We start from the raw sequence: 12,645 nt of genomic DNA on the forward strand, positions 1-12,645 counted from the left end.
ATCTCTGAACTGATCGATCATAAGGAAGGAAAGATTTAGACATTGACTTCCTCAACGCTTGTCTCGAGTACCAGATCACTTTGTGCAAAGCTATTAGTGAATAGGAGGTGCGATTAAGATGGCAGAAAACCCCTCTAATACAGAACACGATTTCCCAAGCACCATCGGCAAGCCGGCACAGCGAGCTTTGCTGGCAGCGGGCTATCAGCGCCTGCAGGATTTGACTTCAGCGACTGAACAGGACTTGCTGAAACTGCATGGCTTCGGGCCAAAGGCGTTGCGGATTTTGCGTGAGGCCCTTGCTGCTCAAGGAAAGAGCTTCAAATCGTGACAATCGCTCACTAGATTTGAATAAAGGAGAGGTCATTTATGAGGAAATCTGGAAGAATCATTTTATTGATTGTCTTCTTTTTACTCTTGGCCATCGGATTAATCATCTTCTTATTCAACACCTTTACTGCAAGCGGCAGTTCACAGGAAGCTTTTTTCGATGAAGAAATCCGTAACATCACCGTCAAGGTTGAAAATGCGAACGTCATCATGCTCTCTTCTGAAAACGAAAGCACCACGATCGAATTGTCCGACAGCAAGAATGACTCCAAATTATTGACCCAACTTAAGGGAACGCAGTTTACTGTTGAAGCCAGAAGCAACTCAAGTTTTTTTGATTTTGGCTCTTCCAATCCCCCCGTCTTAACGGTCCATATTCCTTTAGCCAACACCACGATTCTCAAAGTCAATAGCGGCGACGGCAATTTGAATATGGCTGATATCGGTCCCTATGAATTCGAAGCATACACAGCCAATGGAGATATTGACATACAAAATGTCTATGCCAAATATTTCTCAGCAGAAACAGCGAATGGCTCGATTTTCATGAAAGACAGTGCAGCGCAAGGGATTTGGGCAAACTCTTCAAATGGCGATATCCAACTGGAGAATATAACTTCAGACGTAAATTTAATCGCCCACTCCTCCAATGGCAGCATCGAAATGAAAACTGAAATGCTGAATTCTTCTATCGAGTTTACAACAGATAATGGAGATGTCACTATTTACACAGAAAACAAACCCACGCAAGGCTATGTTGAAGCAAAAGCTTCAAATGGCATGATCGACATTTTCGGGGATGATTCTGGAAACGTGTCATTTGGCGGGGAGTTCCCCCATTTAAAAGCAGAGACTGTAAACGGCGATATTGTAATGGAATAAGGAAAGTTGAAAACTATAAAAGGCACTGCCCTAATTGGAGCGGTGCCTTTCTCTATTCAATTTTTGAACATTTAAGATCCATTATTCGAAATTTCTTTTTATTCCTCGTTCCTTTATACTTAAAAGATCATCAGTTTTTCCGATTTCGGATTGCCGAATTTCTGAAACCACTTATTTTCGGAAGGAGAAATGAAATGTCGCGTCAATCATATCGAAAAGAAAAAAACCAGCTGATCTATACCCAACAGCACCTTGCCAATGAACGCACTTATCTGGCATGGATCCGGACTGTTATTTCAATTGTCGGCGTCGGGTTTCTGGCTACAAGCCTGCATTTCACGATGGGCGTCACGCGCAACCAATTTGTCGATGTCTTTACCATCGCTCTCGGCATTTTTGCCTGTATTTTCGGGCTCACTGTTATTTTTTCGGCAACACAAAATTATAAAAAGAAACGCCAGCAAATCATCAATGAGACCTTTACACCATCAAATATGCACATCACATTGATTTCATCAATGTTGGCAGTCATGATCATCATGGTCATCATTTATTTCTTTATGATCATGTAGGCTGTCCATTGATGCTTTACAGATTGGCAGCAAAGGAGAACAAATTATGGACCCATTAGATATACTCGAGAACTTAGATAAAGTAAAACCTGCTTTCCAACCAATTGTCAGTGCAGTTAAGCATACTGTTATTGGCTATGAAGTTTTGGGACGGTTCCAAGTTGAGAACGACTGGAGCAGCTTGGGTGATTTTTTTCAAGACAATGACGTTCCGGATGAATACAAAGTAGAAGTCGATCAACATTTATTGAAGTTGGCGATTAGCCAAATGCTCGATTCCGGCAATGAAGGACTGCTATTCATCAACCGCAACGCCCGGCAATTAATGATTAACGACGGGGAAGATTTTTTGAAAACACTGCAAGCGTTTGTGGAGAAGGGTTTTGCCATGGACCGGATTGTTCTTGAAATCACTGAACATGACTTTGATGAAGACTTTGATCAACTGGCGCATTTATTGATTTACTATAAAACCTACGGCATACAAATTGCTGTCGATCATGTAGGAGCAAAAAGCTCCAATATTGACCGGATCCGCCAACTCAGACCCCACATCCTGAAAATTGATACTAGTTTAGTCCGAAATGTTAATTCAGATGTGTTTCAAGACGTCGTTCAGACATTGTCAGTACTGGCACGGCGCATCGGAGCTAAACTGTCTTATGAAAATATTGAAGACGACCACCAATTGTATTTTGCCTGGAAGCACGGCGGCCATTATTACCAGGGGTTCTATTTGGCTAAACCTGATTTTGACTTGCCGATAAACGATGCCATGTCACTTGATGTGGGAGATAAAATTAAGGCTTTTGTCCAACGGGAAAAATCGATGGTGGAAGGGCGCTATGCTTTTGTAGTGAGCCGTGAAGAAAAAGTAAAAAAATTGCTTTCCAACTGGCACGGACCTGAAAAAGCTGATGATTTTATTGAATTGGTCTCCGAGGCTTTCGATGAAGAAAGTTTCCGTTTGTATATCTGCAACAGCGATGGGCAACAAGTGTCATCCAACTTCAGAAAACACAATAAGCAGTGGGGATTTGAACGGGATCAAATTGGGTCTCATTGGGCATTCCGCCCTTTCTTCCTGGAGAACACCATGCAAATGAAAACCTGGCATAAAGGGATTTTGTCGGACATCTATTCGGATATTGAAACAGGTGAAATAATTCGCACATTCAGTTATCCTTTATCAGAGGACTGTTATTTATTCGTTGATATCAGCCATGATTTTTTGTCTGAATCAGACTATCTGCTGTTTCAATAATCGTGCTGAAATCACTCAAGAAAATTTCATGCAATTTGTTATATTAGGAAGAAAGAAGGAGAATGGAAATGGCACAGTCGCTGCAGAATTCTTTGGAACTGCAAATTTTTTTTGATACCCATAATCAAGAATTTGAAGATAGCCTCTTAATGGAGGCTGTGAACGTCAAAGATAAAATTGAGGAAATTTTATCGATTGGCAACATTGATTTGGTGACGAACGCCCATAAACTGGTTATTTATATTATTGATGGACAGGAAGTAGAACTGGAATTATTCGCAAAACAAGAAGGAATTGCATGGGCAACTCATTCGATTGAACTTTCATTCAAGCTCGAATGGGTGCAAGCCATTCGCCGTACTTTATGGAAATTCATTGAAAAGTTCAATCAGGATGTTCCAGCAGGAAAAGACATGAATTTTTTCCGCATGGAAAAAGATGTTAACACGCGAATCGACTCATTTTTGAATTCTTTTTTCCTGAACTATTCTACATACAAAGACACTTTGTTGAAGGCACATCGCCAATTGGTTGAAAACCTTTCAGTTCCCATCATCCCGATTAACAGTACGGTCTGTATCCTGCCGGTTATCGGTGCAGTCGATGCTCAACGGGCCTCGATTATCGAAGAAAAAGTGTTGACTGAAATAGGAAAACTGCAGATCCAGACATTGATCATCGATTTGTCCGGGATTGCTGAAATGGAAGCGCAGGTCATCCACCACTTGATGAAACTTATCGATGGGACAAGCTTAATGGGGTGCAGCACAATCATCACAGGATTGCGTGCAGAAGTAGTCCGCCAAATGATTCATTCAGGGATGAAATTCGACGAAAAAACGAAAACTGCTGGTACCCTGCAGCAAGCACTGAAAGAATACTTGATTTTCTAGCACTGGTTAAGCTCGGTTTCATTAAAATAAAAACCACCTTTTCTGTAAGCTCGGCTTACAGAAAAGGTGGTTTTTCGTTACATCGGAAGTTTCATGAAGTTATCGTCTTTTCTGAAGTTCCCCATGACTTCCATCGTTTCGCTGATGCTGACAAATGCTTTCGGATCAATGTTTTTAATCAATGGCCGTACAAAAGCCAATTCATGGCGGCTGATTACGCTATAAAGCACTTTTACTTTTGCCGATGAATAAGCCCCCTCACCATCAACTACGGTGATGCCGCGGTAAAGGTTATCAAGCAACTCTTTTTTGACTGCTTCGCCTTGATTGGTCACTACCATCAAGCTCAGCTTAATGTGGCGGGTATGGACTCGGTCGATCACCAAACCGGTGATGTAGATGGAAGCCATCGTATACATCGCCAATTCCCATGAAAAGATAAATCCAGATACAAAAACCACAGCACTGTTCAAGATAAATACCAAGGTTCCAAGCGGAATATCGCGCTTCATCGACAACAACAATCCAATCACATCAAAACCGCCGGTCGAGCTGTAGAAACGGATGATAAGCCCAATGGCCACTCCCGCCACTACTCCTCCAAAAACGGATGACAGCAATGCATCTTCCGTCAACTTGACTACTGGAATGTACAGCATTGAAATGGATGTCACGACTACAGAAAACAGGCTATTGGCGATGAACGTCTTGCCCAGTTTCATCCAGCCCACAATCAGAATCGGGATATTCAAAATAATCATCCAAATCCCGGCATTCAAAGGCGTCACTAACCCCAGCATCATCGCAATTCCCGTTACTCCGCCCGCCAGTATTTCGTGGGGCAGCAAAAACATATTAAACGCAAATCCAAGCACTATTGAAGAAATAAAAATAATCATTAATCTCGTCCATTTATTCATGTCCATACTCCATTCTTAAGGATATTCTTAATCATTCTATTTTGTTCAAGCCACAAAAAAAGGCCGTGCAGAGGCACGTCACCTTAAGAGCATTTATTTTTATGTAATCTTACTTTGCAATAAAAACTACGTGAAAAAGATAAATTGTTCTTTTTATAGTGAACCAACGTTTCATATTATAGTAGCTTTATGGATACAAATGCAAGCCTTTCTTCTTTTGGACACGTTCTTTTCACATATTAAAAAAGGACTCGGAATGACAATTCCGAACCCTCTTAGTTAATCCTCTTCTTCCAGCTTGCGTATCGCTTTTTCCAGTTCTTCTTTTTCCTCGCCCGTAATTTCGGGGTACTGAGGATCGATTTGCTCCAAGGTTTTGACCATCACTTCTGATATGATATAGCGCGAAAACCATTCATCGTCGGCAGGAAGGGCATACCACGGCGCATACTCAGTCGACGTATGGTTCAATAGATCTTCGAATATTTCTTGATAGCCGTCCCAATGCTCACGTTCTTTTACATCATTGAACGAAAACTCCCAGTTTTTTTCCGGGTTTTTCATGCGTTCAAGCAAGCGGTTCCGCTGTTCTTCAAAAGACATATTAAAAAAGAACTTCACTACGGGGAAACCGTTTTCTCCCATATAGCGTTCAAAATCCGTAATTTGGCGATAACGGACTGCCCAAATATTCTCGTCAATCAGTTCGTCCGGCAGTGGTGTCTCTCCGAGCAGGTCATGGACCCTTGGTGCAATCACTTCTTCGTAATAGGATCGGTTCAAAACACCGATTTGCCCTCTAGATGGCATGCCTTCCTTGAAACGCCATAAGTAGTCATGGGCAAGTTCAGTGTCTGACGGTTTTTTAAATGACGTCACTTTCAGACCCTGTGCCGTCAAGTTCGAAAAGATGTATGTAATGGCTTCATCTTTCCCAGCAGCATCCATCGCCTGTAGCACCACAACAATTCCTTTCTCTTCTTGAGCATGCAGTTTCATATGCAATTCCTTGAGCTTTTCAAGACTTTCCGGAATTAGTTTTTCTTTCAGTTCTTCTTCACTGTATATATCTTTTTCTGTCGTGGGATAATCAGAGAGTTTGATTTTCTTGTCTTTTTTGACTAAGTATTTATCGGTATCCATGGTCATCCTCCTTTGTGTTTTTTGTAGCTTTAGCTTGATTGGCTGTCCCTTTCTTCCATACCCTCATGTGTGAAGACTCTAACACACTGATACAGAGGATCCTTAAAACAGAAAAAAGTTTCTTCACCTCCTGCTATCCAAAAAAACTGACAAAAAACCGCAACCCTTGAAAGGAGTGCGGTTTACAAAAATCTATTCCATCTCCCCTTCCACGGAAATCTGCCAGTCGATTCCGAAACGATCTGTCAAATTCCCGTACAATGGACTCCAAAACGTTTCCTGCAATTCCATGATGACAGTGCCGCCCTCAGCCAACTTGCCGAATACGGTTCTTGCTTCCTCTATGTCGTCATAAAGGATAGTAATTGATACATTGTTTCCTTTTTTGAATGGCATGCCCATTCCGGGAGGCACATCTGAAATCATTAAGGTATTGCCGTCATTAAAGTTGATCTGCGCATTCATGACCATGTCTTTTGCTTCTTCCGGCACCTCACCGCCACCCATATCAGGGGCTTCGCCGTATGTGGATATTCCAGCCAATTCTCCACCAAGGACCTCCGCATAAAAATGAGTAGCTTCCTGTCCCTCGCCTTCAAAGTTCAGATAGGGAAAAACTTTTGTAATCATTAGAGCTCCACTCTCCAAAAATCAGATTTTATTCGGATGGCTGCAGCTTAGCCAGATATGCTTCAAGTCGGTCATAAGTTTGGGACATGCCCTCTACAGCCTGCATATCGATTACCTTTTGCAATTCTTCTTTTGAATCGAACTTCGTGCTGGAACTAACAATACATCCAGGTCCATCAGAAGAAAAAACCATCGTAATCAGCATTTTCGGCATACCATCAACTTCATTTCCCTGCTCATCGGAAAAAGCATCGGTATAAACCAATTTGTTCGGCGGGTCGACTTCTTGGTAAATGGATTTCCCCCAGGCTTCCTGTCCATCCGGCGAGCGCATACAATAATGCCAGATACCGCCTGGTTTGACATCCATTTTATAAACTGCTGTTTCCCAGTCAAATGGTCCCCACCAACGAACAAGATGGTCAGGTTCTGTAAACATTGAAAACACCAGATCTTTTGGCGCGTCAAAAGATCTTTCCATCACAAGTTCCAGTCCCTCAACTCTTGAAGAAACCTTATTTGCAGACATGGTAAATCCTCCTTGTTTGTACTTGCTCCCTTGGCTCTGCGGCAACAGAAACTCGGGCTGCCTCCTTTCTTATTTTCTATCCCCGTTGCGAATTTCATTTGAACAGGCGAAAAATGCTGCCGGTAATCGAATCAGTTAAAACTTAATGATGATCCGTGAAGATTCGCCTTTTGCCAAAATATCGAATCCTTTATTCACTTCATCCAATGTGATAAAGTCCGTGATTAATTTATCGACAGGCAGCCGGTCTTCCTGAAACAGATTCATATAACGCGGAATATCCCGGCTTGGCACACAGCTTCCCAGATAGGATCCCTTCAATGTGCGCTCTTCAGCGGTCAGCGACACATATGGAAATGAAAATTGGTGTTCCGGATGAGGCAAACCGGTTGTTACAGTAGTTCCCCCTCGTTTGGTTATCCCATATGCGACTTCCATTGCCGGTACGGCACCCGCTGTTTCAAAAGCATAATCCAAGCCCCCGCCTGTCGCTTGCCGTATCTGTTCAATGACATTTGGGTCTTTGGAATTGAAGACATCGGTAGCCCCTAATTCTTTTGCTTGCTTCAACTTGGTTTCGTTGATATCCACGGCGACAATCCGGCTCGCCCCAGCAGCGATGGCCCCCAGCAGTGCGCTCAGCCCTACCCCACCAAGTCCGACCACTGCGACTGTGCTGCCCAATTTAATACTTGCAGTATTCACTACTGCACCAACTCCTGTTATGACAGCACAACCAAACAATGCCGCTTTTTCAAAAGGGATGTCTTTGCTTATTTTAATGATGGAATTTCTTGAAACCACCGCGTATTCCGAAAATGCAGAGACGCCTAGATGGTGGTTGATGGTTTCGGATTCCTTATGAAGACGCTGCCCGCCACCCAGCAATGTCCCAGCTGTATTGGCAGCGGCCCCTCGCTCACATAAAGCTGGGCGTCCTTCCCGGCATGGTCCGCATTGTCCGCAGCTTGGAACAAAGACGCAGACAACATGATCTCCCGGCTCCAAATCCGTAACTTCTTGCCCTATGTCAATGACCACTCCTGCCGCTTCATGGCCCAGCGCCATCGGTACCGGCCGTGGCCGGCTGCCATTCATCACCGATAAATCGGAATGGCACAAGCTGGCCGCCTTTATTTGAATCAATACTTCGTCTTTTTCCGGTGAATCCAATTCCAATGTTTCAATCTTTATTGGCTGGCTCTCCTCATAAGGGACAGATGCCCCAATTTCACGCAGTACCGCTGATTTCACTTGCATATTGCCACCCTCTCCTCCGCCAATTTTTCCAAACTCATTGCTGTTTCAATTGCATACTGACTAATTTTAATTCTGTCATGTCTTCAATAGCACGATACGTCTCTTTTCGTCTCATGCCTCTATTGTTTACACCACCATATGGCATTTGATCATAACGGTTAACTGCCACTTCGTTGATCCAGACTGCCTCCCTCCCCAGAACATCAGCCACACGCACCGCCTTTCTGATGTCTGCTGTGAATACGGCTGCATATCTGTCTAAGTTCAACTCCGTGATACCAGTCAGGGCTTGTTCTTCTTTATCGAAAGGCATGACACTGACAACCGGCGCCAGCATCTGTTTACTGACGACTTTCATACGGATTGTCGCATGACTGATAAGGGTCGGTTCCATCAAAGCTTCACGCCGGTTCCCTCCGGTTAAAAGAGTCGCACCTTGTTCAATAGCTTCCCTCACCTAAGACATCGCTTTTTCAGCGGATTCTTTGGTGATCATCGGGCCTATATCAGTTAATTCATCCAGTGGATCACCAATTTTAAGCGTTTTCATTTTGGAAGACAGCTTATCCAAAAATTCCATATAGACAATCTCCTGTACGTAAACCCGTTGAGTGGATATAAAGGATTGTCCGGCAAACCTAAATCCGCCAATGACGACTGCATTGACCGCCGTATCCAAATCAGCATCATCAAAGATGACATTCACGACTTTCGATTCCGTCTCCAGTTTCAACTTTTTCCGCTTCACCATTTCCTTCACTTTCCAACCCGTCTCATCTTTCCCGGTAAAAACCACTTTTTTTACTTTCGGATGAGTCACCAATGCTTGAGTTAGGTCCTCTCCCACCCCCAGAACGATGGTGAAAGCTCCCTTCGGCAATCCGGCCTTTTCGAATAACCGGTACAGATATACGGAAGAACGTGCCGTTTTTAATGAAGGCCTAAAGACTACTGTATTTCCTGCTGCTATTGCCGGTGCTATATGATAAAGCACAAGGTTAATTGGAAGGTTAAAAGGTGTGGAAATGACCACTGTTCCGATAGAAACCCGCTTCGACATGCTGAGTTGGCTTTCTGTACCTCCCGAACTCCCCAAAGGAATCAATTCTTTGTAGATTGATTGTGCTCCTGTTGAAGAAAACAGCAGCACTTGAATGGCGCGTTCCACTTCCTGACGGGTTTCATTAACGGTTTTGCCAGACTCGTTTGACAGCAGATATATGAATTCACCACTTTCAGCCTGCAGATATTCGGCTGTTTTCTGCAATATTTCGGCCCGCAGATGAGCAGGCATTTTCTTTATACTTATACTGTATGCCCGATGAGCTCCTGCCACTGCATTCCTTGCATCCTCAGGTGTGGCACAGATAATCTTGGAGATGGTTTCATGGGTAAACGGATTAACACCCATCAATTTGCTGCGGCCATCTTCAGGCAATTCCACACCATTTATGATTGAAGACAGATAGTCGTTTCCGGAATCAGCCATGCCGGCTCCTCCTTTCTTCAATCTGCCGAACTCTGCTCTTATTTCAAAAAAAACATTCATTTTTTAAGGTCTTGTTACTTAATATAGTATGCCCTTTTGTATAATTGTCAATATTCCGTCAATATTTTTCTACAAAAAAAACTTTCGCTGTAACTTCACAGAGAAAGAATTTTTATCCTATTTAATTTCTCAACCGGAAATCGGTGATAGGCTGTCATCTGTCATCAAAAAGCCATGACAGTTTAACAACACTCTCTTAAGCGAATCTGAAACCCGAGCCGCATCGTAAGCACAAACGGAAATTGCTTTGATTCCCGGGATTAGCTGATCGATGCCGCATTCATATTCTTGAATGTCTTTCGTGATTTCCATCTCATCCCGCCACTCGATATGTCCCCATGTCCGGAAGCTCTGTTCCCCTTTCACAAAAGGACTGATTGCATCAAAAAAGTAGGCAATGATGGTCGGCGGATGGAAGTTGCCGTTGCGCCAATAGAAGGTAAAATTATTTACATAATGTATGTTCTGCAGTTGTTCTTTAGAAACCAACTCTTCCACACGCTTTAAGATTTTCGGGTATAGACGTTCGTTCTCAACTAAGAGAACTTGATCTCCCTGTTCAATGCCAGCCAGGATATATGAAACTGCATTGTCAATATAACGTTCTGCATTGTCCACATAATAAAAAACATGGGCAGCTTCAGCAGTTTTAAAAATATTTTGGATGTCTGTAATTTCTTTTTCCAAATCATTAATCTCCTTTAAACAAAAGAATTACTGACTTCTCAACATAATTAATTCACTCTATCTACTATACACAACAATAGCGCCAAAAGACAACGCAACACCGGACTTCGCTTTCAGCAAAGTTTTAGCTGTTTCACCTCATGACACTTCCGCCCGAAATCTTAACCGACTCACCCACAATATTTCCAGCGGCATCCGTCAATAAAAAGGCGATGGTATTCGCCACTTCCAAAGCTGTCGACAGGCGCCCAGATGGAATCGACTTTTCAGCGAGTTCCAATTCTTCCGTAAAGCTGGTTTGGTTGCGCTCTGCTTTTCTGCGCAGGCTGCTTCTTGCCATTTCAGTATCCACGTAGCCCGGACAAACCGCATTGATACGAATACCGTATTCAATGGCTTCTACCGCCATTGACTGAGTCCATCCGACAACTGCAAACTTGCTGGCTGAATAAGCCGTGTTTGCATAGGTTCCCCGCAGCCCCGATAAAGATGCCAAGTTGACGATAGCCCCTTCTTTATGTTCCATCATCTTCCGGTATACCCCTTGCGTCAGAAGGAACGTCGATACAAAGTTCAAATTCATCATATCGGTAAGAAATGCCTCGTCAATGTCTTCCACGACCTTGCCTCCCGAAACGCCGGCTGAATTCACCAGCCCATTGATGAAACCCAGTTCGCTTTCTGCGCGTTCAATCAGGCGCAGCCGGTCTTCAGGTTTGGTCAAATCCGCTTCCACCATGCAGATCCTGTCTGCAGGAACGTGATCCAGGAGCTCTCCCTCTAACTCTCTCAGCTTGCCTTTGTTGCGGCCCGTAATAGTGATGCGTGCACCCATTTTCACCAATGTCCGAGCTGTTTCCATGCCGATGCCTCCAGTTGCCCCGGTGATCAATACGTGTTTGTGCGCTAATGCTTCAGTTGAAAAAACAGTCATGCCGACAGCCTCCTTTAGAATATGCCCTTACATTTCCCGTTTGCTCTCATTTCTCAAACATACGGTCAACCTGATGTTGCCACTCCTTACTTGCGACAGTTTCAGGCATGCATTCCAATGTTTTTTCCGTATATAATACAAGTAGTCTTTTCAACACGAGCAAGGGGTGCCCATATATGGAAAAATTAATTCGCCAGCTGAACCTGGACGACCTGCATTACCTGAAGCAAATGAAGACCGGAATTGAAGATGATTACATTCTCCGGGTATACGACCGCATAGCGGGGGGATCCAGCCGCTTATTCGGTTTGTTCCAAGATGGCCAGCTTGCCAGCATCGGAGGCTACACAATTTTCGCCGGTCAATACGCTATGCTTGGGCGAATGCGCAGTGATCTGCGCTACCGTGGCAATAATCTTTCCACGCAATTGATGGCCCATATCATGGAAGAGGTTTTTTCACTGCCCAGTGTGCAATGGGTAGGTGCGAATACGCAAGTGGAAAACAGCTCTGCCCGGCGCGTCATGGACAAACTGGGGCTTATAGAGATTTCTACTCTCTACAGCGCCATTTCTTCTGATGTTGCCGCGCTTATCACCGGTGGTGCTGTTTGGCAGGAGCTATCCGATCTCTCGCAAAAGCAAGAGTGGATCAATCAGCTGTACATTAAAACCGGAGCGGTTTTCCCTTATGAATGCTATTATACGTTTCCGTCTTCTCAAGCCTTGTTTGCTGATGCCGATTTGTCTCAATGGGCATTTTTTGAAAATCGGGATAAGAGCCGTGTGTTGATTGCCAAAAAGGATTATAAACGGAATTATTACCTGCATGCCGTCTATCCATGGGATGACCTCATGGAACAGCCTGGGCTTTGGGAAACCATTTCAACAGCGCAGCATCGCTTAAGCGAAAAAGTGAAATCCGAAACATTGATCTGGATGGATTTAACCCCCGATCAAGCCAGCAGTTTGCCGGCATGCCACCCCTTTGACCTCCCATCTCCCTGGCTGTTGTATGGAACCAACCGCAGCAATCGGCTGTAGGCTTGGAGC

The 12,645-nt window shown here is 43.9% G+C and carries 13 protein-coding genes and 1 pseudogene; 6 read left to right on the forward strand and 8 right to left on the reverse strand.

Annotated features, from left to right (window positions below; all coding sequences use genetic code 11):
- Nucleotides 1-118: 118 nt before the first annotated feature.
- The 5 genes from IRE19_RS13600 (at nucleotide 119) to IRE19_RS13620 (ending at nucleotide 3,941) form a co-directional block, all read left to right on the forward strand.
- Nucleotides 119-331 (forward strand): helix-hairpin-helix domain-containing protein, encoded by a 213-nt coding sequence (locus IRE19_RS13600; RefSeq protein WP_203340825.1) that lies wholly within the window; start codon nucleotides 119-121, stop codon nucleotides 329-331.
- A gap of 38 nt (nucleotides 332-369) precedes the next feature.
- A complete protein-coding gene (locus tag IRE19_RS13605; RefSeq protein ID WP_203340826.1) occupies nucleotides 370-1,212 on the forward strand; it encodes a DUF4097 family beta strand repeat-containing protein in 843 nt (280 codons plus the stop codon).
- A 194-nt stretch (nucleotides 1,213-1,406) separates the two neighbouring features.
- Nucleotides 1,407-1,784 carry a YidH family protein gene (locus IRE19_RS13610; RefSeq protein WP_203340827.1) on the forward strand — a complete coding sequence of 126 codons (378 nt, stop codon included), beginning with the start codon at nucleotides 1,407-1,409 and terminating at the stop codon, nucleotides 1,782-1,784.
- 46 nt (nucleotides 1,785-1,830) lie between these two features.
- Nucleotides 1,831-3,048 carry an EAL domain-containing protein gene (locus IRE19_RS13615; protein WP_203340828.1) on the forward strand — a complete coding sequence of 406 codons (1,218 nt, stop codon included), beginning with the start codon at nucleotides 1,831-1,833 and terminating at the stop codon, nucleotides 3,046-3,048.
- A gap of 68 nt (nucleotides 3,049-3,116) precedes the next feature.
- Nucleotides 3,117-3,941: an STAS domain-containing protein gene (locus IRE19_RS13620; RefSeq protein WP_203340829.1), complete on the forward strand. Its 825-nt coding sequence runs from the start codon at nucleotides 3,117-3,119 to the stop codon at nucleotides 3,939-3,941.
- Between the two features lie 77 nt (nucleotides 3,942-4,018).
- On the opposite strand, the gene IRE19_RS13625 is transcribed toward IRE19_RS13620, so the two are convergent.
- From IRE19_RS13625 to IRE19_RS13665, 8 genes and pseudogenes are all read right to left on the reverse strand, one after another.
- Nucleotides 4,019-4,861: a YitT family protein gene (locus IRE19_RS13625; RefSeq protein WP_203340830.1), complete on the reverse strand. Its 843-nt coding sequence runs from the start codon at nucleotides 4,859-4,861 to the stop codon at nucleotides 4,019-4,021.
- Nucleotides 4,862-5,140: 279 nt separating this feature from the next.
- The gene (locus IRE19_RS13630; protein WP_203340831.1) at nucleotides 5,141-6,004 is read right to left on the reverse strand and encodes a PPK2 family polyphosphate kinase; all 864 of its coding nucleotides are present in this window, start codon (nucleotides 6,002-6,004) and stop codon (nucleotides 5,141-5,143) included.
- A gap of 192 nt (nucleotides 6,005-6,196) precedes the next feature.
- On the reverse strand, nucleotides 6,197-6,634 hold the full coding sequence (locus tag IRE19_RS13635) for a VOC family protein (RefSeq protein WP_191716161.1): 438 nt from the start codon (nucleotides 6,632-6,634) through the stop codon (nucleotides 6,197-6,199).
- A gap of 28 nt (nucleotides 6,635-6,662) precedes the next feature.
- On the reverse strand, nucleotides 6,663-7,163 hold the full coding sequence (locus IRE19_RS13640; RefSeq protein ID WP_203340832.1) for an SRPBCC domain-containing protein: 501 nt from the start codon (nucleotides 7,161-7,163) through the stop codon (nucleotides 6,663-6,665).
- 135 nt (nucleotides 7,164-7,298) lie between these two features.
- Complete coding sequence (locus tag IRE19_RS13645) at nucleotides 7,299-8,423, reverse strand: zinc-dependent alcohol dehydrogenase family protein (RefSeq protein WP_203340833.1); 1,125 nt, start codon at nucleotides 8,421-8,423, stop codon at nucleotides 7,299-7,301.
- Between the two features lie 34 nt (nucleotides 8,424-8,457).
- A pseudogene (locus IRE19_RS13655) lies at nucleotides 8,458-9,972 on the reverse strand (aldehyde dehydrogenase family protein).
- Between the two features lie 129 nt (nucleotides 9,973-10,101).
- Nucleotides 10,102-10,659, reverse strand: a complete 558-nt coding sequence (locus IRE19_RS13660) for an MEDS domain-containing protein (protein WP_203340836.1) — start codon at nucleotides 10,657-10,659, stop codon at nucleotides 10,102-10,104.
- Nucleotides 10,660-10,792: 133 nt separating this feature from the next.
- Nucleotides 10,793-11,593: an SDR family NAD(P)-dependent oxidoreductase gene (locus tag IRE19_RS13665; RefSeq protein WP_203340837.1), complete on the reverse strand. Its 801-nt coding sequence runs from the start codon at nucleotides 11,591-11,593 to the stop codon at nucleotides 10,793-10,795.
- 176 nt (nucleotides 11,594-11,769) lie between these two features.
- Between IRE19_RS13665 and IRE19_RS13670 the strand changes: the two genes are divergently transcribed.
- Entirely contained in the window at nucleotides 11,770-12,636 is an 867-nt protein-coding gene (locus tag IRE19_RS13670) for a GNAT family N-acetyltransferase (protein ID WP_203340838.1), read from the forward strand.
- The last annotated feature ends 9 nt before the right edge of the window (nucleotides 12,637-12,645 follow it).

It is taken from the genome of Planococcus beijingensis, from assembly GCF_016820615.1.
Classification (GTDB): Bacteria; Bacillota; Bacilli; order Bacillales_A; family Planococcaceae; genus Planococcus; species Planococcus notacanthi.